The organism is Chlorobiota bacterium (assembly GCA_016710285.1).
GTDB lineage: Bacteria > Bacteroidota > Ignavibacteria > OLB7 > OLB7 > OLB7.
Map to the genome: position 1 here is coordinate 315,349 of JADJXR010000001.1, position 25,235 is coordinate 340,583.

At 57.6% G+C, this 25,235-nt stretch carries 8 protein-coding genes; 4 read left to right on the forward strand and 4 right to left on the reverse strand.

Going from position 1 to position 25,235, the window contains the following annotated elements; genetic code table 11:
• Positions 1 to 34 precede the first annotated feature (34 nt).
• Positions 35 to 6,880, reverse strand: coding sequence for a hypothetical protein (locus IPM61_00985; GenBank protein ID MBK8909882.1), 6,846 nt, complete (start codon positions 6,878 to 6,880; stop codon positions 35 to 37).
• 240 nt (positions 6,881 to 7,120) lie between these two features.
• Between IPM61_00985 and IPM61_00990 the strand changes: the two genes are divergently transcribed.
• Positions 7,121 to 7,324: a hypothetical protein gene (locus IPM61_00990; GenBank protein ID MBK8909883.1), complete on the forward strand. Its 204-nt coding sequence runs from the start codon at positions 7,121 to 7,123 to the stop codon at positions 7,322 to 7,324.
• A 592-nt stretch (positions 7,325 to 7,916) separates the two neighbouring features.
• Here the strand turns inward: IPM61_00990 and IPM61_00995 are convergent.
• Positions 7,917 to 8,366 (reverse strand): IS1 family transposase, encoded by a 450-nt coding sequence (locus IPM61_00995; GenBank protein MBK8909884.1) that lies wholly within the window; start codon positions 8,364 to 8,366, stop codon positions 7,917 to 7,919.
• Positions 8,367 to 8,790: 424 nt separating this feature from the next.
• On the opposite strand from IPM61_00995, the gene IPM61_01000 reads away from it, so the two are divergent.
• From IPM61_01000 to IPM61_01010, 3 genes are all read left to right on the forward strand, one after another.
• The gene (locus tag IPM61_01000) at positions 8,791 to 10,458 is read left to right on the forward strand and encodes a hypothetical protein (protein MBK8909885.1); all 1,668 of its coding nucleotides are present in this window, start codon (positions 8,791 to 8,793) and stop codon (positions 10,456 to 10,458) included.
• A 69-nt stretch (positions 10,459 to 10,527) separates the two neighbouring features.
• Positions 10,528 to 18,540 (forward strand): hypothetical protein, encoded by an 8,013-nt coding sequence (locus tag IPM61_01005; GenBank protein MBK8909886.1) that lies wholly within the window; start codon positions 10,528 to 10,530, stop codon positions 18,538 to 18,540.
• Between the two features lie 19 nt (positions 18,541 to 18,559).
• Positions 18,560 to 20,641: a fibronectin type III domain-containing protein gene (locus tag IPM61_01010; protein ID MBK8909887.1), complete on the forward strand. Its 2,082-nt coding sequence runs from the start codon at positions 18,560 to 18,562 to the stop codon at positions 20,639 to 20,641.
• 90 nt (positions 20,642 to 20,731) lie between these two features.
• On the opposite strand, the gene IPM61_01015 is transcribed toward IPM61_01010, so the two are convergent.
• The gene (locus tag IPM61_01015; protein MBK8909888.1) at positions 20,732 to 21,958 is read right to left on the reverse strand and encodes a GNAT family N-acetyltransferase; all 1,227 of its coding nucleotides are present in this window, start codon (positions 21,956 to 21,958) and stop codon (positions 20,732 to 20,734) included.
• 128 nt (positions 21,959 to 22,086) lie between these two features.
• A complete protein-coding gene (locus IPM61_01020; GenBank protein MBK8909889.1) occupies positions 22,087 to 25,080 on the reverse strand; it encodes a T9SS type A sorting domain-containing protein in 2,994 nt (997 codons plus the stop codon).
• Between the last annotated feature and the right edge of the window lie 155 nt (positions 25,081 to 25,235).

Below are 25,235 nucleotides of genomic sequence, written 5' to 3' on the forward strand. Positions count from 1 at the left end.
CGTTTGTGGGGCGGCTATTAGGCAAACGAACCGTTTACTGATGAACGATGTAGTTGATAAACCCAGCCGGTGGGATTGCCGAGAAGGAAACCGTAAACTGATTTCCACCAACACCCGAACGGTTCACCACTTTGTATTGCAGGTACGTTGAAGTGCCAGCACCCGCTTCCTCCCAGGAGATTTCAATCACCGTGTTTGCCGTGAACGTTGCGCCAGTGACAGTGACCGTTGTGGTGTTGCTTCCGGTGCTGTTGGCCACCCGACCGGAGTAGATACCCAGGGCGTTACGGATAGCACCAGGATTGCCAAACACCATATCTCCGTTGATGGTGGTTGTGGTTGGCCCGCCACCATTTCCGGTCGCGCTTCCAATCGTCGTGTTCCCACGGATATTCGTCACCGATGGGCCGTTCGTTGCTGTTGCGCCGTCGGGGTCGTTGTAGCCAATGTTTGTTGTGGATTCCGTGTTCGTTCCAGGATTCACATCGCTGCTGTTGATCCCCGTCAGCGGGGTTGCCCCTGCGGTGGCGCTCAGCACGTTTGTGGTGATCCATGTTGGCGTTGATGATGCGTTGACCGTCAGCACCGAACCAACCGAACCCGGGGCAACGGCGGCTGCGTTGTTCGAAGCATTCCCAACAAAGATGTTGTTCTGTGCCAGCGGCAACGTGGTTCCCGACGGCAGCACGACGTTCCCAAAGAACGTGGTTGTGGTTGGCCCCGTGGCCGAACCGATGTTCGTGTTGCCAGCAATGTTCGTGGTTGATGGTCCGTTGGGCCCTCCCCCGTCGGGATCGTTGTAGCCGATGTTCGTTACCGCTTCGCCCGACCCTGTGCCCGGGTTGATATCCCCTGTGTTGATTCCCGTTGTTGGGGTTGAACCGCCAACGGAAGAAAGCACGCTGCTGCTGGTCCATGCCGGCGCGGTTGAGCTACCGGTCGAGGTCAGGACCTGGCCGTTTGAACCGGCAAGCCCGTTTGGCAAGAAAGCGTTGCTGATGCGGAAGCCACCGCCATTGGTGGTGCTAAGCACGCGGGCACGCTCGGTGTTATTGGTGGCCAGCACCACATCACGATCATCGGTGGACCCCATGAAGTTTTGGCCAACACCAACGCCAGGCGTTGTTCCGGTGTTACCAAGCAACGACCAGTTATTGGGGGCAAACGTCGCGATGGTTTGCCATTGCGGCACACCGCTTCCGTCGGTCACCAACACGGCACTGTTCACCGGAGGCAAGGCCGTTGCAACGTTCGCCACGCCAACAAAGATGTTGTTGGTTGGCAATGGAAGCGTGGTTCCCGACGGCAGCACAACATTGCCGAAGAACGTTGTTGTGGTTGGTCCCGTGGCCGAACCGATGTTCGTGTTCCCCAAAATGTTGGTTGTGGAAGCAACGCCTGTTCCCCCGCCGTCGGGGTCGTTGTAGCCGATCGTCGTCGTCTGCGTGTTTGGCGAGTTCACCGGGCCGGCGTTGATGTTCGTGTTCCCGTTGATCGTCGTTTGCGACGGCACGTTCCCGGCACCTCCATCAGGGTCGTTGTAGCCAATCGTCGTCGTCTGCGGCGCGCCCTTGTTCGGGTTGGTGGCGTTCAGGTTGATATCGCCCAGCACGTTCGTGGTTGATGGCCCGTTCGACGCCGTGTTTCCGTCAGGGTCATTGTAGCCGATGTTCGTCACCGACTCGGTCCCCGAACCGTTGTTGATGTCGCCATTGTTGATGGCGGTTACTGGCGTTGAACCGCCAACGGAGGAAAGAACGCTGCTGCTGGTCCACACCGGCGCGGTTGAGCTACCGGTCGAGGTCAGAACCTGGCCGGTTGAGCCAGCCAACCCACCCGGACGGAATGCGTTCGTAATCCCAAATCCACCGCCGTTCGTGTTGCTGTACATCCGCGCACGCTCCGTTCCGTTCGTCCGGAACGATACGTCCTGGTCATCCGTTGTTCCCAAGTACTGGCTGGCAGGAGTCGTTCCGGCATTCCCCGCTAACGCCCAAGCCGTCGCTGGCAAGAACGATGCGATCGTCTGCCATTGCGGCACACCGGATCCGTCGGTGACAAACACGCTGCTGTTCGTTGGCGGAAGCGCCGTTGCAACACCACCAACCCCAACAAACAAGTTGTTCGTGGCAAGCGGAATGCTTGGCGCAGTGTTGAACACCACATTGCCGCTGAACGTTGTTGTGGTTGGCCCCGTGGACGAACCGATATTCGTGTTGCCAAGAATTGTGGTTTGCGAAGCCACCCCTGTTCCCACACCGTCGGGATCGTTGTAGCCGATCGTCGTCGTTTGCGGCGTTGTTCGGGTTCCAGCGGGGCCAGTGGTGTTGATATTCACATCGCCCAGCATATTTGTGGTTGAAGCTCCGTTGGCAGCCGTGTTTCCGTCGGGGTCGGTGTAGCCGATGTTCGTCACCGATTCCGTCCCCGATCCGTTGTTGATGTCGCCGCTGTTGACCCCTGTTACTGGGGTTGTTCCGCCCACTGCGTTCAACACGCCGCTTGGTGTCCAGACCGGTGCAGTTGTTGAGCCTGTGGAAGCCAACATCTGGCCGGTTGAGCCAGCCAACCCACCCGGACGGAATGCGTTCGCAATCCCAAATCCACCGCCGTTTGTGTTGCTGTACATCCGCGCACGCTCCGTTCCGTTCGTCCGGAACGATACGTCCTGGTCATCCGTTGTTCCCAAGTATTGGCTGGCAGGAGTCGTTCCGGCATTCCCCGTCAACGCCCAAGCCGTCGCTGGCAAGAACGATGCGATCGTCTGCCATTGCGGCACACCGGATCCGTCGGTGACGAACACGCTGCTGTTCGTTGGCGGAAGAGCGGTTGCAACACCACCAACCCCAACAAACAAGTTGTTCGTGGCCAATGGCAGGCTTGGCGGATTCGTAAAGGTGACGTCGCCGTTGAAGACTGTGCTGGATGCGGAGTTTGGTCCCGCGCCATCAGGGTCGTTATAACCGATGGTTGTGACTTGCGCCGTTGGGCTGTTCGGGTTTGTTGCGTTGATGTTGGTGTTCCCCAAAATCGTCGTCTGCGACGGCACGTTCCCACCACCTGCATCAGGATCGTTGTAGCCGATCGTCGTCGTTTGTGGCGAGGTGCTTCCGGGGCTGGTGGAGTTCAGATTGATATTCCCCAACACCGTCGTCTGCGATGCCGCGTTCGCACCTGCGCCATCGGGGTCGTTGTAGCCAACCGTCGTGGTCTGAACAACCGATGAACCCGGATTGGAGGCATTGATGTTGGTGTTGCCAACTACGTTCGTTGTTGTGGCTCCGCCACCGCTTCCCGTGTTCGATCCCAAGTTCGTGTTGCCATAGATGTTCGTCTGGCTGGCAGCGTTCGTTGCCGTCGCGCCGTCGGGATCGTTGTAGCCGATGTTCGTCGTGGCTTCGCTGTTGTTCCCGCTGTTCACATCACCGCTGTTGATGTTCGTCGTGGCCCCACCAGCAGCCGGTGCCGTCGTTATGAAGTTGTTGGTGCTGCTCCAAACCGGTGTCCCGCTGGCATCTTGCGCCAACACTGCACCACTGACGTTCGTCGAGGCATATGCCTGCTGTTGGTTGCTGGCATTCCCAACCCAAATCGAATTCTGATTCAGCGGAATCGTTGGCGCGGTTCCGAAGCTGACGTTGCCATTGATCGTTGTTGAGGATGGACCGTTTGGACCGGCTCCATCAGGATCGTTATAGCCAAGAGTAATCTGGCTTTCTGGGCCGCCTGCCGGCGTGTTGTCGGTTGTGCCAACGTTGTTGGTGGATCCGCTCAGATTTGTTGTTCCCAGGATATTGGTGACCGAAGGGACGTTTGCCCCAGCTCCGTCGGGATCGTTATAGCCAATCGTTGTTGTCTGCGTGTTCGGGCTGTTCGGCTGGCTTGCGTTGATGTTGGTGTTCCCCAAGATGTTGGTCGTCGTGGCTCCCCCATTGTCCCCCGTGTTCGATCCAACGTTCGTGTTGCCGCGAATGTTGGTGGTTGATGGATTATCGGCCCCACCAGACGATGGGTCATTATAACCGATCAATGTCACCGCTTCGGTTCCGGCACCAACGTTATTGTCTTGAGCATTGATGCTGGTGACTGGCGCAAGGCCACCCTGGGCGTTCAGCACGTTTGCACTGCTCCATGTTGGCGTTGTTCCAACAATGGAAAGAACCGATCCAGCCGCCCCCGGCGGATATGCCGTCTGAACACCGCCAACGCCAACCCAAAGGTTGTCCGTTGCCAGCGGAATCGTTGGCGCGTTGGCAAAATTCACCGTCCCGTTCAGCTGTGTTGTCGAGGTCGGGTTCCCAATCGTCGTCGTCCCACCCGCGTTCGGTGCCGTGTTGATGTTCGTTGTCGAGCCTTGAAGGTTCGTTGTTCCCAACACTGTTGTTGTGGTTGGACCACCGCCGCTTCCCGTGTTCGATCCCAAGTTCGTGTTGCCAAGAATGTTCGTCTGGCTGGCAGCGTTCGTTGCCGTCGCGCCGTCGGGATCGTTATAGCCGATGTTCGTCGTGGCTTCGCTGTTGTTCCCGCTGTTCACATCACCGTTGTTGATGTTCGTCGTGGCCCCACCAGCAGCCGGTGCCGTCGTTGTGAAGTTGTTGGTGCTGCTCCAAACCGGTGTCCCGCTGGCATCTTGCGCCAACACCGCGCCGTTGACGTTCGTCGAGGCATATGCCTGCTGTTGGTTGCTGGCATTCCCAACCCAAATCGAGTTCTGATTCAGCGGAATCGTTGGCGCGTTGGCAAAGTTCACCGTCCCGTTCAGCTGTGTTGTCGAGGTCGGATTCCCAATCGTCGTCGTCCCACCTGCGTTCGGTGCCGTGTTGATGTTCGTTGTTGCGCCTTGCAGGTTCGTTGTTCCCAACACCGTTGTTGTGGTTGGACCACCGCCGCTTCCCGTGTTCGATCCCAAATTCGTGTTGCCATAGATGTTCGTCTGGCTGGCAGCGTTCGTTGCCGTCGCGCCGTCGGGATCGTTGTAACCGATGTTCGTCGTGGCTTCGCTGTTGTTCCCGCTGTTCACATCACCGTTGTTGATGTTCGTCGTGGCCCCACCAGCAGCCGGTGCCGTCGTTGTGAAGTTGTTGGTGCTGCTCCAAACCGGTGTCCCGCTGGCATTCTGCGCAAGCACCGCGCCGTTGACGTTCGTCGAGGCATATGCCTGCTGTTGGTTGCTGGCATTCCCAACCCAAATCGAGTTCTGATTCAGCGGAATCGTTGGCGCGTTGGCAAAGTTCACCGTCCCGTTCAGCTGTGTTGTCGAGGTCGGATTCCCAATCGTCGTCGTCCCACCTGCGTTCGGTGCCGTGTTGATGTTCGTTGTTGCGCCTTGCAGGTTCGTTGTTCCCAACACTGTTGTTGTGGTTGGACCACCGCCGCTTCCTGTGTTCGATCCCAGGCTTGTGTTGCCAAGAATGTTCGTCTGGCTGGCAGCGTTTGCGGCGGCACCTCCGTCGGGATCGTTGTAGCCGATGTTCGTCACCGACTCCGTTCCCGATCCGTTGTTCACGTCGCCATTGTTGATGTTGGTTACTGGCGCGCTCCCTGTTGTTGCGGCCAGAACAGTGCTGGTTGTCCAGGTTGGGGTGCCGCTGGCATTCTGCGCAAGCACCGCACCGTTGACGTTGGTTGAGTTATAGGCGGCTTGGACGTTCGAGGCGTTTCCAACCCACATCGCATTCTGGTTCAAGGGAATGGTTGGTGGATTGGTGAAGTTCACCGTCCCGTTCAGTGTTGTTGTCGAGGTCGGATTCCCAATCGTCGTTGTCCCACCTGCGTTCGGCGCCGTGTTGATGTTCGTCGTTGGACTGCTGATCGTCGTTGTTGCGCCGCTCAGCGTTGCCGGGCCCGTCAGGTTCGTTGTCCCAGCAACGTTCGTTGTCGAAGTCCCATTCCCAATGTTCGTCGTCCCACCCGTTGCCGGCGATGCGTTGATGTTCGTTGTGGAAGGGGAACCCGCTGCACTGCTGTTCAGGTTCAGCGGTCCGCCAAGCACATTCTCCGGAGCAGAGGAACTGCCGATGGTTGCGGACCACGTTGGCGTGGTGCCAACCACGGTCAGCACGGTTCCGGCGGCTCCGGGTGGATATGCCGTCTGAACGCCGCCAACACCAACCCAAAGGTTATCGGTTGCCAGCGGAATCGTTGGCGCGATTGCAAAGGTTGTGGTTCCTGTGAAGTTCGCGTTGCCGTTGACCGTGGTGGTGGTTGGCCCCCCATCGTCACCGGTGGCGCTGCCGATATTCGTGTTGCCAGCAATGTTCGTTGTGGAAGGCTCGTTGGCCCCGCCACCATCGTTGTAGCCAATATTGGTAATGGCTTCCGGCAAGCCCGCCGTAATGTCCCCGCTGTTGATTCCGGTGACGGGGTTGCTCCCCCCCACCGAAGAGAAGACATCACTGTTGGACCATTGCGGGACACCTCCATCCACCACTAGCACCTGCCCCGTTGTTCCAATCGCACGGCGTGCAAGCGTTGTTGGGGAGTTTGCATACAGGATGTCGCCAATGGCATAGGAGCTAAATCCAGTTCCACCGTAGATCGGCGAAAGCGGGGTGCTTAGTGCCAGGTCATCAACCGTTAGGCCGCCGGTGATGCTTTGGCCGCCGGTGGAGTGCCCGCGAATCACCGGGCCGGTTGCATCGGCGGGGAAATCAATGTAGATGTCGTTGGTTAAGGTTCCTGTTAATCGAAGGATCCCCCAAAACCCGTTGTTCGTGCCATCATCAAGCACCAGGCGGTGCATGGCAAGGTCACGTGGATGGGGGTCGTAGACAACCGGTTGCCCTTGCATAGCACGGGGAACCACGGCCAGCATGGAGATGATCGCCATTACGGCAAGCCAACGATTGCACGATTGATAAAGGTGTCGCAAAGGAATCATGAGATTGTTCCTGCTTCTGTATGGGACAGATGTACGATGAGGCATAGTAGAAGGGACATCTAGGAAGGATTCGTTGTCTGCGGGAGATAGCCTTGCCAGCAAGCCGCGCTGGCTGTGTAGTTGGTGCGCAAAGGGGCTTTAAATGATGAAAGCGTTCCCACAAAGTGAAACGCTTCAGCACTATCCCCTTTTCGGGTCCTTGGACCGTACCATCAAGGCTCCGTTAGAGTTGTATTTCCATTGACCGCAGCATTAGCCAAATGGGAATCGAACCCAGCATTAGGTGGCTATAATCTAAAGCTGGCCAATTCCGTTCATGGCCATTTAAGGCTGGATCATTCAACTGTTTTGATTCAAGTTTTTGGTGAAATTGGTTTGATGTTGTTGAGGCAAGTTGCTATTAACCATTATATTATTGCGGCTGCATACAAAATTCACTTTTAATTCACACAGTGTGGATAATTCGCATAATAAATTCACATTCATTCCAATACTCGTGATTTTATCAACGTAGTGATGGCTGATAAAAATATCTGATGTAAAAAAACATCACCTACAAACCCACCTTACGCAGGATATAGAAGTGAATCGTTGCCCGTTCAGCGATTTCGCCCTTACTGCAACAGGGTTTAGCATGAGTAACGAGCATTCTTGATGGAACGCCATGGATGCCCAATTTCCCAGATACCGCTTTCTTGCGTAAGGTGAGTTGATAATGTTCCTCGCAGAAGCTACAGATTTGATGCTGTAGCATCACGAAATTTGTTCAGTGATATTTAAGCGAGTTGGGATCGCATACAAAATTCACTTTAACACTTGCGCAATGTGGATAATTCGCATAATAAATTCACGCTCGCTTCAACACTCTTTGCTTCACCTGGTGATGGCGCGTGACAATATTTGATGCAAAGAATTCGACAAAAAAACGCCACTCAGCAGCAAGGGAAAGTTCCTTACCGCTGAGTGGTTATTATAATGAATTTGCAACCCTTACTCTAAGAGCCGGAATGCTTATTTGCGATTCACCAGTTCATCCTCACTCCTTGTTGAACTTCATTAGCTTCTCGCGGATATTATAGACTTGCTTCCGCGACATATCCATTTCGTTCGCCAAGTGGGATAGTGGGCGACCTTGGAATATCCCATGAATGATCTGCAAAAGGCCGTCGGCACTTTGGCGGGTTTTTTCGAAGATTGTGCCACTTATCATGGTGTAGTAGCGGTCGCAGTCGGTGCATCGCCAGGCCGGGATTTTTCCCTTGTGCCGCGCAATGCGGCGATACTTGCTTCCGCAGCGGGGACAGCATAGCCCTTGCGGGTGCAAGGTCTCCTCAATCCAGCGTAACGCCGTCTTCTCATCATGTATTGTCTGGCGGGCAACGGTGCCCTGGCGAATTGCCGTAAGAAGTCTGTCTGTTGTTTCCGCTAGTGCCGGTTGCGTTGCCGCACCTGCCAAACGCGAAGATTTGGAAGCTGATGGAGCCATTGATTGGTAAGAATGCGAGATTTGATGCTGTCCTCTCCCTACCAATGGGCAATTTCTATGCCCACTCATAATCCCACCAATAACAACTGAAATCTGTTGAATTACTGTGCGGAAACTCCCTTTGTGTCCGATAACCTAACATGGCATTGCGGCCTAATTACCCACTCACAGTCCCTTCAGGTTCTTCACTTCTCCAATCTTGCTTTATTTTGCTTCCTTGTTGGATACCGTATTGGCTTTAAGAGTATTTTAGGCGCAGCGACGATCATGGTAGTGAATCGGATACCGCATCGGTTGAGGGACAGGGCGGTGATCCACACACACTATTCACAACCGGCAGTCGCCCCGCGACTGCTGTGGGAGGTTCGTAGATATGGATTGTGGGCTTGGCTTCTGGAACCGTTGTGGCACGGCAATTCTGCTGGTGCTCCTTTCTTCTTTCTCCTCCTCCTTCGCACAGGACGCTGATTCAGGGTCGCTTCACGTTAGCGGCCAGGCTCGGCTTTCTGGGGATTTCTACGGTTCCTCCTCTTCCCCAGCAGGCTTCGAGCCTTCCGTCCGCCCCGCTTCCCTCCTTCGCTTTGTTCTGACCCCAACGGTCACTTATCGTGAGTTCCAACTCCCGATCACCATTGCCATTTCATCGAAACAGACGAACGTCACCACCGCGCTTGCACCCCAGCAAAGCCTTCAGCAGTTCCTGCAAAACCCGCTGAACACCGTCAGCCTTTCCCCTAAATATGGATGGGCCCAACTCCACCTGGGGACCCAAACCCCTCGCTACTCTGATCTTTCCACCGGCGACGTACCCGGGTTCGGTGTCGGTGCCGAGCTTTCCCCCGGGCCGGTGATGGTTGCTGGATTCTACGGCATCACCCAGCGGGGAATCGAACCTGACTCCAACGCCAACATCATTGGCGCGTACCAGCGGAAGATGTTCGCCGCCAAAGTTGGGCTTGGCGATCGCGAGCTGCGCTATGTTGACTTCACCGTTGTCCACACCGCCGACGACACCACCTCCATCGCCGCTACCCCGCTTGGTTTTATTCCGCCGCAACAAGGGTCGCTGGCTTCGCTGGCAACGTTCTTCCGGCTAAGCAACCAGTTATCGCTGAAGGCCGAAGGGGCCATCTCCCTGTTCACCCGCGACCAACGCTCGCCGGAGTTTGCCGGAAGCGATCTGGACTTCCTTTCCCCAATTCAACTGATCCGCGAGTCAACACGCTTGGATGTTGGGGCAATCGCTGGCCTTGCTTTCAACGAAGTCTTGTGGGGGGCCGAGCTGGACTTGCGGTATCTGGGCGATGGATTTGTTCCCCTGGGCTTCCCCTACCAGCCGACCGATCTGTTCGAGCTTCGCTTTTCCCCACGGGTCCAACTGTTGGACAATCGCTTGCTCCTGAACGGCTCGGTTGGTTATCGCGTAAACAATCTTTCCGGCACAAACCTCCAGACGGCAACCCAAATTTTGGGAATGGCGAACATCGTTGCGCAGCTTACCGAAGCATTGATGGTTGCGGCCAACTACACCAACTTTGGCTTGCGGAACAACGTGGAGAACGACACGCTGAAGATTCGCACCGTCAACCAATCGTTCACCGTTTCCCCCACCTACACCCTTCGCGGGGAATCGCTTGTGCACACCATCACCGCCACCGTTTCGCTGAACGATTACTCCGATGCCAACACCCTAACCGGCACGCTGAACAACGCCAAAACCACCTCGCTGTTCGGCACGTGGTCAACGGCGTTCCTGGCGATTCCATTAACCCTTTCGGCAACGCTCAGCAGCGTGGAAAGCGCATTTGCCGGGGCGGAGCTGAGTTTGCTTTCGGCAGGGATTAGCGGCGCGTATCGGCTGATGGAAGGAAGGTTGCGCCCATCGCTGCGGCTGGGTTGGGGGCGGAATGCTTTTGCGGGATTCACCCCCGACAACAACATCACCCTGCAAGCCGATGCCGCCTGGAGCATCACCGAAACATTGACCTGGGAGCTTAGCGCGTCGGCCACGCTCTACCGCTACGGAAGCTCGCGCGGGGGGGGCTCGGTAAACGAACAATTCCTGCGAACCGGAATAACGACACGATTCTAAAAAAACAACCGTACCAGATTACCAAAAACCATATCCGGCAAACAAGAACGCCGGAGGAGATGAAGAGGAATGAAACGATGGATACACGCCCGCACGTTCGGGCCGTTGTTGGCGAAGGTTGTGCTGTTGGCACTCCCACTTTTGCTTGCTCAGCTGTTGCTTACTCAATTGCTGAGCGCCCAAACCAGCAGCGTTCAGGTTATGCTTATCATGTCGCCCACCCCATCGCCGTACTTGTCGGATTGGCAGCAGCGGCGCGAGACAGCGTTCTTCCAGGTGGTGAACCAAACGCCGAACCGCCTGGTGTTCAAAATCAAAACGCAGATTTTTCTGAACGGGAATCTGAAGGCCGAAACCAAAACGCCGGAGATGCCGGTGCATTCGGTCAACGGCCCGGGAACGTTCGCCTGCAATGCCGAAAACATCATCCCCGTTCGCGCAATCAAAGTTTATGGCGAAGGGGAGCAAGCGATTATTCAATCGGGGAAAATTCCGGCGGGGACGTACCAGATCTGCTCGCGGGTGATTGATGCCGAAACCGAGCAACCCCTTTCCCCCGATGCCTGCGGCAATTTCACCGTCACCAGCTACCAGCTGCCGCAGCTTCTGCTGCCGCCAAACAACGGCACGCTTACCCCCGAGCAATCGAACCGCATCAACTTCACGTGGACGCCGGTTGTTCCGCAAACCCCAACGCCCCCGCGCTACGTGCTGCGGGTGTTCGAGGTGATGCCCGGGCAGCAACCGATGTCCGCATTCCTTGCCAACCGCCCGGTGCTGGAAGCCGAAAGTTTCGGCACTCCATCGCTCCTTTGGCCGCCCGATATTCTTGGCCCGCGCCTCGATCAACAGTACATCTGGAGCGTGCAGACGCTGGACGAAGCCGGACGCACGCTTGCCGACCCCAACGGCTATGCCGCCCCGTTCACCTTCAGCGTTAAAAACCCCGACCACACCACCGAGGTGAAATGCAACCCGGGCAAATGCTCCATCAACGGGGTAACAGTTCAGCGGGTGGAAACCACACGCTCGGCTGGTGATGCTGCCGGCGCACCAATCGGCAGCGGCCTGATGGTGAAGGCCGACATCACCGCCGACTGCCCCCCAGGTTGCCCCCCCGCAATTGAGGTGACATGGACCTTGCAGATTATCAATGGCGATGGGGAATCGCACACCATCACGGCCAGTGGGCAATCCACCATCATCACCCTTCCCTTCCCGTTGGTGGCTGGCGCAAAGGCGATCATCCAAGTGAACGCCTCGGTGCGTTGTGGCAATTCAACGGCAAGCAGCTGCTCCGGAACATTCGAGCGTGATTTAGGTGGGAAGTCGGACGATGACAAAATCACCCGCCCCCCAACCGTCACCGAGCTGGACACGATTGAGTTCCCGCCGGAGATCCCAACAACCGATACGATCCCCCCCAACACAACCATCGAGAAGTGCAGCCCGCTTCCGCCGAAATCAAACAAGGGGCCGGGAATCTCGCTGGGTGCCATGTTGGATCAGCCCGACCTGTTCCCCTACCCGCGTGCCGTTCCGCTGCGGGCCGACGCGGTGGATATGGACTACGCCATCTTCCGATGCCTTGATTGCGAGGGCGCGGTTGCCTCCATCTGGAAACCGGTCCGCGACAGGGTGGAAATCTACCAGTGGAAGCTGGAAGGAAAAGGCTCGCTGAACGTCCCGTTCGATCTGGAGGGGATGAAAAAGACCGATGACTCCATTGTCGCCGTCGCCAAGCGATTGGCGGAGATTGCCGACTCGCTGGACCAGCTAAAAGCCGACACCGCCGCGCTCCGCACACGGTTGGAGAAGCAGAAAAAAGATGCTGAAAAACAGATTGAGGAAATCAAGACGCGGCTGGATTCCATCACGGCGGAAACCAAGCGCGTCACCGACAGCCTTGCCACCACCAGCGATTCGCTGACGATCCTGAAAGGGCTTCGGGAAGCGAAGGTGAAGGCACGGAACGACTCCATCAAGATTGCGACATCGGCAAAGAAAACGATTGACTCGCTGGATGCGATCCTTGCCGGGAAGCCAACCGCCAACGAGCGCGCCAAGCTGGAAGAAGTCAACACCGCACGCACCGCCGCCGCCGCTGCCGACAGCAGCGTGGCCCGGAAAACCCGCGACATCCAAACCGAATCGGCACGGCTGAAAGCGGATATTGATGCCGCAGCCGCCGAGCTTGATGCGGCCACCGCAGCCTACGAATCGCTGAAACGTGGGGGCGAGGTCGAGACCAAAAAGGTGGCCGATCTGAACAAAAAACTCTACGGCCCGGCCATTGCTCGCAGCTTCTTCAACGCGCAGCGGGCGTGGGACCTTGCGGCCATCAACTTTATCAGCCGTCACCTTCCCAGCGCGCAAACCACGCTGGGGGGCGATCTGAACAAACTGAACGGCGTAGCCGAAAGCGGCCTATCCTCCCCAACCCCTGCGGTGCGAACCGCCGCGCTTGCCACCTTCCGCACGCGAATGGCAGCATTAAAAACGGCACTCACCTGCGGCAGCATTGCCGACACCGCCAAGCGTTCGGCTTGCACCGCCGACCTTCCCGCGCTTCATGCCGCCGCCGCTGCCTACGACCGTGCGCTGGATGACGCGCTGAAATCTGGCTACAAACTAAGCCCCGCGCTTCTTGCCGACCTTTCGGCAGCACGCACGCGGCTTGCGGCAAAGGAAGGCTCCATTGCCAGCGCCGCACGCACCGTCCAGCAAAAAAGCGATGCCTACGAGGCCGCGCTGCGCAACTACACCACCACCATCAAAGGCTTGGAGGGGGACCGCACCACACTGCTGGCAACCGCTGCCACAAAGAACGAACGGGTAGCAACGCTTGAACGCGAGTACCAAACGCTGGTGAAAATCCGCGAGACTGATCTTGAGCAGAACCGCGAGGCGTATCTGCTGGAACGCCAACGCAGCCAAACGCTTCGCGATGCCATGCTCCGCACCGCCGATGCCCTTCGCGACACCATCGCCCAGATTGACAACGACACCGCACGGCTTGGCCGCCTGAAGGAACATCTGGAAAACGTCAAGGCGGAGTTGGAGAAGGAGAAGAAGCAGCTGACTGAACTCCAGAAAAAATTCCAAGAAATCCTTGACCTGAAAATTGAGGATGCACAGAAGCCGTTGATCGCAAAAATCGCCGCGCTGGAAAAGGAGCAGGAGAAGCTGAAGAAACAGCTTGAGGAATTGAAGAAGAGCAAGGAGACGCTGGCCGAAGGGAACAAAACTGCCGAGGGTGCGCTGGTCTATTACATCCCGCCGCCGCTGGAAGAAATCTTGAAGAACGAGCCGAAGTTCAACGCCCTGAAGGACTCCGTGGCGGTGGCCGAACGGGGAGTGGTGGTGGCCCAGGAGTTCAAGGCCGGGGCGCAGAAGAAGCTCACGAAAGAGCTTGAGCAGATTGCGCGCCAGATGGCCAACTACAAAAAAGCCGAAGCTGAAAAGAAAGCCGCCGAGGAAGAAGCCAACGACCTTGACCGCGAGCTTGCCACGCTGAAAAACAACAAAACACAGGAGTACCAAGATTACCAAAACCGCCTGCTGGACATCCTTGAGCGGAACGAAGCCCACAAGGACACCGCCGAAAAACGGCTGAACAACGCAATGGCCGACAGCGCAACCCTTGCCCAAAAAATTGAGCAACAACGCCAGCGGATTGAAGGCTTGGAGCAGGAGATTGAAACTCTGGAAAGCAACCTGCAAGATGCCCGCGCCCAGCTGACCTACGAGGAAGGATTGCGCCAAAACGCCAAGAACACCCTTACCGAGCGAACCGCCGAACTGAAGAACGCACGCCGCGAGCTTCAGGAACTTGAGGACGCGCTTGCACGTGCACAGCAATCGGCAAGCCGGGCGGCGGCACGAAGCAACGCACGCCGCGAAATCGCAACCGATGCCGCCGTCAGCAGCAAGAAGAGTGCGGTGACGGCAAAGAAGACGGCGATTACCACGCTGGAGAGCAGCGTGGAGAGCATCGCCAGCAGCTACGATGCCGCACAGAAACGGACGAAGACCGCCGAGGACTCACTGATTGCACGCTCCGAATCCATCATCAAAAAACAGCAGGAGCTTCGCAACGCAAAAGACACGTTGGTGGAGTTGAACGAGCAGATGGAGGAGCTTCTAACAAGCCTTACCTACTGGCGGATGGTGCTGGCAAAAGCCGAAGGAGAAATCGAGAAGTGCAACAACGCACGGAAGGAATTCCAGGAAAAAATTGCCGACGCGGTGAACGACGACGACGCAGTAAAAGCAAAAGATGAGGAGAAGAAAGCCGCCGACGAGAAGGCCAAAGAAGCCGAAGCAGCGATGAAGAAAGCCGAGGCGGAAATCGCCAGCGCGCTGAAACGCCGCGACGACATCACGAAAGGGATGAAGGACACCGTGGAGAACGCCCGCAAGAAACTTCAAGCAGCAAAAGACTCGCTGCGGCAGTACTTGCTGGAAGAGGAGTTCAACGTCGTCAACCACGAAGTGAAGCTGACGATCAAGGCGGTTGACACGCCGCTGGATGGATTCCGCGCAAAGGATGACACGGTGACAATCATCAAAACACTCACCTACCCTTCGGATCGCGTGCCGGTGTTTGCCAACAGCTATCCCAGCGTAAAAATCGCGCCAAAGAAAAGCATGGCAGGGTGCAATCCACAGGTCTCGTTCACCCCTCCCGGCGGTATCGTGCCGGTTCCCCCAAGCCTTGAAATGCCGGAGCCACGCACCATTGCCCTGATCTACAAAAAAGGGGAACCGCTTTGGCCAGAGTGGCCGGTGATCCCTGGCACCGCACCGGTCCTGACCGACGACGTTGTTCGGATGATTGCCAGCGGCAGCGACGGCGATGCATGGCGGCAAGTCTGCGTTCCGGTTGATCCCAAAAAATGCCTTCCCCCCGGCGGTCTTGGTGGCGCGATTGCCGACTTGGTGACATTCAATTGGGGCGGCGATGGCAGCTACATCAACGGCATTGAGTACCCCCGCGTATTCTGGAAAACGATTGACGTTCCGCAACCCGACTGCAAGAAAAAGGCGACGGTGAAAACCAAGTATATCGCCAACAGCATCGCTGCCGACGCAATCCCGGAGCGGGAAACCCTCCCGGAAATCGTCCCCGGCGTGATGATTGAAACGCCCGACTCCCTTGTTGGATGGCCCAAGCACGTTGACACCGTGCGGGCACGCGTGGTGAAAGGGGACCACAAAGGTCGCCCAGGCGAGGAAGTTGAGTTCACCCTCACCCTTGTGGAAGGGGAAGCAAAGGGATACGGTCTTGACGGCACAAGCACAACCGTCACGAAAAAAACCGACGGCGATGGTTACGCCAAAGCGGAACTCCACTTTGGCGAAGGCTTCGCGAAGTTCAAGATTGAAGCCAAGTGGAAACGCCCGGGTGAGTGCCCTCCGCCAAAGGAGATCATCGCCACCTCACCACTCTACCCGCAGTTCCTCCGCTTCACCAGCGGCGCGCCAACGGTGGCGTGGGATGCGGCCAAAAAAGTCTGGCAGGGAACGCCGGCTGCCGATGCCCTAAAAACCATGCCGGAAGCCAAAGAGGACAACTACGCCAACGAGGTCTTTGCCGTTGCCGGACTGCTGGACGAAAACCGCGACTCGGTGGTTGGGGAGAAACTTTTCTTCAAGCCAGCGGGGGACTTCAAGGTTGCGCCCGACGAAGCCACAACGGAACTGTTCGGCATTGCCAGAACGGTGGTCCAGGACCCGCCGGAGAAAGGCGCGCTGACGCTAAAAGTCAATCCAGAAAAGAAGTACGAGAAGGTGTCGCGGCCATTCACGGTGGAGGGGACGTACAACTCTTCCAAGGTCGAGAAATTCAAGATCGGCTCGCCGGACGACCTGTTCGTTATCATCCCCGACGACCCACCAGCGCGTGGCGAGCCGGTAAGCGGCAACGGCAAAATTGAGATTGCTGCCGCCGGAATCTTGATTGCCGAACTGAAGGACATCACCCTGAAGATCAGCGATGTGATGTTGGAGGATGGCGACGAAGAAATCCCAACAGCCACCGCCGGGACCGTCTCCTGGCAGCCAAGCGGCGACGCAGTGAAAGCCAACATTCTTGGCTTCAGCGTGGAGCTTGACTCGGTGGTGATCCGCGCACAAAGCGGCGCAGGGATTGGCGGAAAGGTTGGCCACGCAAAGCTGGAGCAACCGGTGAGTTTCTACGCGGAGATGAACACGAAAGGGGATTTCTACGGTGAGGTTTCTGCCGTGCCGGAAATCGCTGTTGCGGGGTTCACGCTGAAGGAAGGAACGTCGTTCGCGATTGACCTCCATCCAACAAAAAGCGATAAGGGAATGGCCGACGATTGGCAAGGCTTGCTGATCCGCGAAGCCAACCTGCAACTGCCGCAAATCTTCAACGGACGCGAAGGCGCGCCAAGCACCCTTAGCGTCACCGATTTCTACATCGGCACGGGGGATGCGGGCTTTGGCGGGAAGGTCGCCCTGAAAGGGAAGTTCTTCACCTTCGGCTACGCTGGCTACGAATTCCAAGCCGATGAAGTCAGCCTCACGTTCGAGAAAAGCGCGCTGTCAGGCGGCGCGTTTACCGGGGAAGTCGCGCTCCCCGCGCCAATGGAAGGGAAGCTCCGCGTGGGCATCGGCATCACCGGCGACGAGTGGAAAGCAAGCATCGGGACCGACAACCCGGTCTCGCTGCCACGGCTGCAAACGGTCTTCACCCTCCGCAAAGGTGAGATTGTTTACGACACGAAGGAATCGGTGGGGACGCTGAAATTGGATGCGGTCATCAGCAGCACCAAGTTTGGCGACATTGACATCAACGGATTCGAGTTCAACAGCAAAGGGGAAATCAAAGGGGAGTTCAATTTCAACAAGGCGATCACCTTCAACAACCGGCTGACGGTGGAGGTGGACCAAGTGAAATTTGTGGCGATGGGGGGGGAATACGGCCTATCGCTCACCGGCGGATTTATGATCCCCGCAATCGGGATTGACAAGCTGAAAGGCTCGATCGCGATTGCCCCCGGCCCAGAGATTTCCGTCACGCTGGACGAAGCAAAACTGAAGTTCGAAAACGGCGCGGTGACGTTCGATGGCGAGCTGGCCTACAACGGCAACGAGTTCCGAGGCGCGTTCGAAATCGGCATCAAGAAGCTGCTGGATAAAGGGATCAAAGGGAGCTTCGTGGTTGGCACGCAAGCCATTGACGACAAAAGCAACTTCACCTACTGGTACGTGGAGATGTCGCTTGGGCTGAAGGGAGTGTTGCTGGGGCAAACGGGGCTGGCGTTGCTGGAGCTTGGCGGCGGCGTTGGCTGGAATTACGATCCTCCGGTTGGTGAGCAACCTGGCTCGCCACGGAACTCCGGCGCGCTCTCGTTCAAAGCAATCGTCGGCATTGGCAACGCTCCATCGGGCGAGGTGTTTGCTGGGCGATTGACGATGGTCCTCACCGACGAATACTTCACGCTGAACGGCAAAGTCTGGCTGTTGAAGCAGGAAAAAAATATGTTCGGCGAAGGCCAGCTGACCCTTTTCTGGAACGACAAGCCAGGGATGGAAGGATTTGTGCGGATGTTCGTCGGGCTTCCCGATGCCGAGGGTGAGGTCTTCTATTTCAACGGAAAAATCAACTTCAAATACCGCGATGGAGAGAAGTACATCCGAAGCGAGAAGATCGAGGGGGCGGTGCTGAAGCAGGTGAAGGCCGAAGCGAACTTGGAGTTCACCGAAGAAAAGATCGAAGCCGACGGAAGGCTGTGGTACGATCTGAACAAGAGCTTCCCGTTCTTTGTGGCCACGGCGGTGGTGGACCTCCATCTCTCCATCAAGACCTCGCTGAAGTACGTCAACGCCTCGAAAACGTTGAGTGCCGACGCGAAGTTTGAAGGAACCTGGGATGTGAACCTTGACACGCCGGTTGGGATGCTGGATCTGCTTTCCGGAGCGATCAGCGTGGAGGCAAAACTGATGGCCAGCACAAGCACCATTTCCTTCACGGGAACGGCGCGGGTGCGCGGCTCGGTCCTTTGGTTCACGGTGGATGAGTCGGTGGATGTTGGATACACAACAAGCATATAAGCGAAGAAGGAACAACACCATGAACATCACATCAATCTTCGCAACTGCAACCGAAACCCTTCGCACGGGCATGGCACTCCATGCCCGTGCGGGGCGGTGTGGCCTTCTTTCTCTTCTCGTTCTGGCCCTCCTCTCCCCCATCGCCTTTGCCCAGCCGAAGGTCATCACTTTTCGGGCTGCCGATGGTGTGCATCTTCGTTGGCAAGGGGTTCGCGAATCGGGGTTCGGGGGGTATCACGTTGAGCGAAGAGGGCCGCAAGAAGCATGGACCCGGCTGACAACCGTGCCGATGCAACGCGCCACAAGCCAGCAAGAGATTGAGCGAATTGCAGGATTCAAAACCGACCTCTATCTATCACTGTTCGAGGCCGCACAACCGCCGCGAGACCTTACCGCAGCCGATTACCAGCGCGTGCTATCCCGGCAAAACAACGGGCTGTTTGAAGCAATCTGCGTTGTCAATCCAGAGTTCGGGAAGCTGATGGGGGAGGTCTATTTCGACAACACCCTTGCCGCCGGTGCCGATGCCGAATACCGAATCGTCGCGCTGGTCAACGGGGCCGAGCGTGAGGTTGGCGTTAGCACCGCCGTCGGCTCCGCGCCCGGGACCGTCCCCCCCGTTGCCGATCTTCTTGGCGAAGCCGGCGACCGCAGCGCAACGCTCCGCTGGGAGCGCGACCCGGCGTTGCTGCAACGGGGCGAGGTCATCACGTGGAATATCTACCGTGCCGAACGTGTGCTTGGTCCATTCCAGCAGATCAACACCGCCGCGCTGCTGCCGATCACGGTATCGTCCGGCCAATCAGCCCAGGACCAGAACCAGCAAACGTTCAGCGATGAATACCTTGAGGCCGGGACCACCTACTTCTACCACATCCGCGCCGTCAATGTTTTTGGGATAGAAAGCGAGCCAAGCGTGGCGGTGGAAGTGACGGTCGGGAGCGAAGAAATTCCGCCGCCGCCGCTCAATCTTGCCGTGGAAGAATTTGCCGGAAGCGCAAGGCTGACGTGGGTCCCGCCACTGCGCGGAAAGATTGCCGGGGCGCGGGTGTACCGGATAGAGATGACCGCCCCGGAGCGGGAGTTCCGCGAAGCCAGCCCCCCACTTTCCTCCGCCCGATTCCGCGCCGGGGAGTGGGTGGATCTTTCGGTGGTTGAGGGGAAGGAGTATCGCTACGTTCTCCGCTCGGTTGGGGAAAATGGTTTGGAGAGCGAACCCTCCGACACGGTGACGTACCGGGCCAATGATGCCACGCCCCCCGCGCCGCCAACCGGCGTTACGGCCATTGCCGACACCGGCAGCATCACCATCCGCTGGAAGCCGAACGGCGAGGGCGACCTGCTTGGCTACCAGATTGAACGCTCGTCGGACGACGCGCGCATCAGCCGCTTGCTGCTGAACGATTCGATCATTGCCGGAACCACCATTGTTGACCGGCTGCCGCGCCAATCGGGGACCACCTACGGCTACGTCGTGACGGCGATTGACCGAAGCTACAACCGCTCCAAACCGTCAGCGATGATCTTTGCTCGGATGCCCGATCTGGTCCCCCCCACCGCGCCAACAATCGCCGAGCTGCAGGCGCACGACGCGAAAGCAACGCTCCGTTGGCTGCCAAACAGCGAGCGCGACGTTGCGCGGTATCGGATCTACCGAGGAAGCGATGAGAAGGCCAATCCGCAGCGCGTTGGCGAGGTTTCTGGGATGGAGTTCACCGAACAGCTCCCTGCCGATGGCCGCTACTTCTACTCCATTTCTGCGGTGGATTCTTCCGGCAACGAAGGGGCGCGGTCCAAACCAGTTTCCATCACCTATCGCCACCAGGAACGCCCATTGCCTCCGCGGTCGGTGAAGGTAGAGCGCGGAAGCAACTATCTGCGGATTCAGTGGGAAGCACCGGCGGCAACGGTGGCGGGATACGTCATCACCCGCACCGAACGGAAGACCGGGGAGAAGCGAACAATCGCCCAACCAAACAGCGATGAACGGGAGTTCAAAGATTGGTACGCTGACCCTTCGGCGGAATATGAGTACATGGTGCAATCGCGGAACAACGAGTGGGGATTGAGCGAAGGGGTGACGGCGAACAGTGGGAAGTAGCAGGCTTCCACCAAAAAACCCCGAAGCGTCCCCCCCCCCTCCAGCGGAGGAAGCGCACAAGGCCACGCATGGAGAGGAACAGAAGGTTGCTTATTCCAAACTTGAGGGAGGGAGCAGCGCAAACGCACGAACGGGGAAGGTTCCGAACCCTTTGACTTTGGCGGGGATAGCGTAGAAACGGAAGCCGCTCTCTGGCAGCAACTCCAGCCCGGTCATATGCTCAACGATTGGGATGTTGGCCCCCAGCAAAATCGTGTGGGCCGGGCGTTCCATGTCGTCGGTGCTGTCAATGTTGTAGGAGTCAATCCCCACAAGCCGCACGCCGGCATCGCGCAGGGCGATTGCAGCATCCAGCGTCAAAAATGGATGTCCCTCGAAATAGCTATCGGTCCGCCAATGCCTTGCCCAGCCGGTGTGGATCAGCACCGCCTTCCCGGCAAGGTCGCGCCCGGCGATGGCATCGGCATCAATCGCTCGTTGGCCATGTTCGGCAACGCGCACCACAACCGCATCAAGATCCGCCAGCGACTCCAACGCCAAATCTGATAAATCGCCCCCTTCCCGGTAGCGATGGAACGGCGAGTCAAGATAGGTTCCAGTGTTCGCCACCATCTCAATTTTCCCAATCTGGAACTCCGTCCCTTCGGTATAAACCGCACGCGCTGCCTCGCGGCTCAGGAAGTCGCAGATGATTGGCGCGGGAAGCCCACGGTAGGTTATCATCCCTTCTTCAACGGTGTGGCTTAGGTCAACCAGCTGCGAAGGGTGATTGCTCAGAAACGGGTTCTTCATCCGCCACAGCACAATCGGAATACCGCTGACTTGCAGGCCAAGCGTGTCGCTATCGGTGTGCTGGCTGAAGCGCAGGCCGATCTTCTCCATGACGTTCAGCGAGGCACCATTTTCTGGGTGTGCAATCGCCACAATTTCCGGCAGTTGCTTCTGGTGGAACCCAAACGCCAGCACAGTTTGCGCGGCCTCGGTTGCAAGCCCGCGCCCCCAGCAATCGGTGGCAATCCACCAACCAATTTCCACCATTCCGGTTTCCGCCATTCCGGTTTCCGCCAGCGGCTGCAATCCGCAAAGGCCGATAAGCCGACCGTTCTGGCGATCAATCAGCTTCCACATGCAATATCCAAAGCGGTTGTAGTGGTTCATTTGCCGCTCGATGAACTGCGCAATCCGCGCATCATCCCACGCTTCCCCGCTCCCGATGTACCGCATCATCTGCGGGTCGGTGGCGATTGCCTTCAGCAACTCAGCATCGGAACGATACCACGTGGCAAGCTGTAGCCGAGGTGTTTGAAAAATGGTCATGGCCAGGAAGTGCGATGTTGGATAGAGTCAGTTGAGTAATCCCAGAGGTAGATGCCAGCCGTTGGCCTTCCCCCCCATCACCAACAAAGGCTTCCACAATGTTGGGAAGCCTTTGTTGTGATGATGCCTTATTGATGGAGTATCAGCTTTTGCGTGAAGACCTGGCCGTGGTTGGTCCGCATTCGCACGAAGTATTGGCCGCTGGGAATCTGCTCCAGCAAATACTCCACGCGGTGAACGCCGGCGCGGAGTTCCACATTCCGCAGCACCTCGGCAACGATGTTCCCTTGCTGGTCCACCACGTCAAGCCAGACGTGGCTTTGCTGAGCCAGGGCAACGTCCACCCTGCTGGCGGAGTTGGTGCCGGGGTTTGGCGTTGGCAGCCCCAAGAAGGTGCGCCGCGCCGCCGCGAACATCTGGACCCGAAGCGCGTTGTTGCAGCCATCCTGGCCGGTCCCGCTTAGCCACGTCACCGGCAGCTTCAGCGCCACCTCCTCGCGAACTCCGCAAAGGTTCACCAGCTCCAACGTGTCGGCCTGCAAGCTGTTGCCATCGGCGGTTGGAAGCAAGCAAACCACAAGCCTGCGCGACTGGCCCGGGGCAAGCAGCAGCGGAAGCTGCGCCGGCGGGATGCTGAAGTTGATGTTCCCCCGCATCCGTGCCTCGGCAATCTGAAGCGGGCGAAGGCCATTGTTGGTTAGGGTGATGCTGTCGCAACGGAAGTTGCCGTAGGTGATGCTGTCGGCCTGCCAATCGCGCTCCAACCGGATTGCCACTTGCTGCCGTGCGGCATCATACGCCGCCAGCGTAAACCCGCCGATGGTGTCGCGGCGAACGGTGCGATTGCCAACGGCATCCACCACGGTAATCTGATAGATCATATCCAACCGTGGGTCAATCCGGTTCAGCGAAACCGCCACATTCTGCATTGCCGGGCTGAACTTCTGGGCCGGAACAGCGGTTGTGCAATTCACCAACTCGTCGTACCAAATCTCTGTGATTCCCGACCCGGCCCATTGCTCACCGGTTTGCAGTTGCATCCTATTAACGCAGGGGTCGGCAACGCCCAGGATTGCTGGGCCAACGGTGTCAACCCTGTGGTTCAGTGGGACCTGGGCCACAACCCGCGAAACGCAATTGTTCTGAAGCTCCAGCTGCACGGTGAAACTGGTGTCGTTGGTGGCGGTGTAGCAGATTTCCACCGGCTGGCGTTCCCCTGGAAGAAGCTGTGTCACGCTGCTTTTCAGCGTCACCCCGGCCCCACCGCCGGAAATTTTGATGCTGGAAATGGCTTGCGGGTAGGCTCCATAATTTTCAATCATCACCGTCTGGCAGAAGGCTTGGTCGTTGAACGTCACCAGCGTGTCCAGCAGCAGCGGCGCGTTGCTGTTCATCCCAACCGTCCGCACCGTGAAGCCGGGGACTCGCGTCTGTTGGAACCGCGAACGCCCGCTGCTATCAATCGCTTTCAGCGCCACCATCCCATCCTGGTACGGGTCCACCAATGTTGCCCAGTAGTGGACGGTGTCGTCGCCCGGGGTGAACGGCTCGATCATCGCGTTCATATTCTCCGTTGCCACCACAAACAGGGAGTCAATGCCGGTATCGGTGATGTGGGCATCGCTTACCGTGCCGGCAATTCCGCCGCACGTATCCACCGAGAAAAGCTCGGGGGGTTGGAAATCGGTTAGCAAGGTTTTGAACAGCATCCCGCCCGGGTAGCCGTAGGAGTTGGCGAACCCGTACCCATAGCTGTACAACCCAAATGCGGAATCGGAGCGGGCCGTGTGGGACCCGGCGGTTAAGCGGACTTGGGCGTAGCTAAAACGGGTGCTTCCAATCGGGCTAAAACTTGCCGAGGGGATCGCGCCATCAATCGTCAGCGAGGGGATTGCATCGGTGGGGATCACCACATTCACAAAGTGGTTGGTAAACTCCGGGTGCGCCACCGATTGGAAGGAGTACGCTGTGTCGAACTGCTCCGGCGGAGGGATCAACATCATAAACGGGTCGCCAACCTCGGTGACACTCCCGCCGGGGTCGGTGTCCCCCGCGGAGTGTTCGTACTGCGCCACCATGATTGGCCCAGAGGCCTGGATAAACATCGGCTCACTAAGAGGAACTTCCCTTGAACGCCCAGCCTGAAGCGGCGATTGCGGGACCCCGTTAATTGTCCAGGGGGTTCCATCCACTGCCGCAAGCACGCGCACAACAGCGGTGTAGGGGGAAGCGGGAGAGATTGGATAGAATGGAGTAATCAACGCGCTTGCGCCCCAGGCTTCCAGTGGTATCATCTGCTCCACCAGGTGGTCGCGGTATGAGCCAACAGAATTGGGAATACTGGTGCGGCGGTTTCCGGAGAAGAGGGCAACCGGTTTGTTGGCCAGCACCTCGGTCCCGCTAACGTCATACTCCTCCTCCAAATTTGCCTGCCCGAAATAGACCTCACCACGGTTTAGGTTCACGGTAAACGGCGCAGTGGTAAGGCGGTTGTTGATCGGGGTCGAGGGGGAGATTTTCAGCTGGGTGTTATCCTCGGTGGCAATCACCGCGAACTCCGAAGCCATGTCGGCATATCTGAAACCGAACTCGGCTTGTATCACGCCATTGGGATAGGCAAGGATGACGTAGCGGCGGGTGATGATGTCGTCGGGAAGGCCCAAGAACGCATCGGAGGACATCTTGCGGATATTCACGCCGTAGAGCGTCACCTCATGTTGGGCGGTGATCTTGAAGGCTTTCTGCGTAACGCCTTGATCGCCGCTGGAGAGTTCGGTGTAGTAGCCAAAAATCTCAGGGATGTTCACCTCCACCGGGACGTTGGGGACGGGGATGTCAATCTGCACGGAATCCCCGGTAAAGAAGTAATGGACCGTGGCGGTGGTGATGGTGTCGGAGCTGATATAGAGCCGCAGGTCCGAGGTCTCGGTACTGGTTCCCGACCCGTAGTTCTCCATAAACGCCACCCAAAAGAGCGTTCCCTTGGAGTCGCGCCCGGAGATCCCGGCGGGCTGGGCTATGGAACGAATTGGGCAAAGGAATGCAATCGCCAACAGGGCGAAAGCGAGCATCGGAGCATGGTGGCAAAGGCCATCATAAGGAAGTGAGTATCGTGAGTTCATGCCGCATCTTCTCAGCTACATGGTTGCGGAAACAATGGGTGCAGACATTCTCTCCGAAGGCATTATACGGAACAATCGCTGTAAAGCGGTAGGCAAATGCTTGGGCATGGGCGCAATGGCCCGTGCCAGTAGGGTGATTGCGCCGCTGGTTGCTG

Excerpts from the sequence above, each read along its gene's own strand:
- IPM61_00985 (MBK8909882.1), bottom strand. The coding sequence starts at position 6,880 with ATGATTCCTTTGCGACACCTTTATCAATCGTGCAATCGTTGGCTTGCC.
- IPM61_00995 (MBK8909884.1), bottom strand. The coding sequence starts at position 8,366 with ATGGCTCCATCAGCTTCCAAATCTTCGCGTTTGGCAGGTGCGGCAACG.
- IPM61_01005 (MBK8909886.1), top strand. The coding sequence starts at position 10,528 with ATGAAACGATGGATACACGCCCGCACGTTCGGGCCGTTGTTGGCGAAG.
- IPM61_01010 (MBK8909887.1), top strand. The coding sequence starts at position 18,560 with ATGAACATCACATCAATCTTCGCAACTGCAACCGAAACCCTTCGCACG.
- IPM61_01015 (MBK8909888.1), bottom strand. The coding sequence starts at position 21,958 with ATGACCATTTTTCAAACACCTCGGCTACAGCTTGCCACGTGGTATCGT.
- IPM61_01020 (MBK8909889.1), bottom strand. The coding sequence starts at position 25,080 with ATGAACTCACGATACTCACTTCCTTATGATGGCCTTTGCCACCATGCT.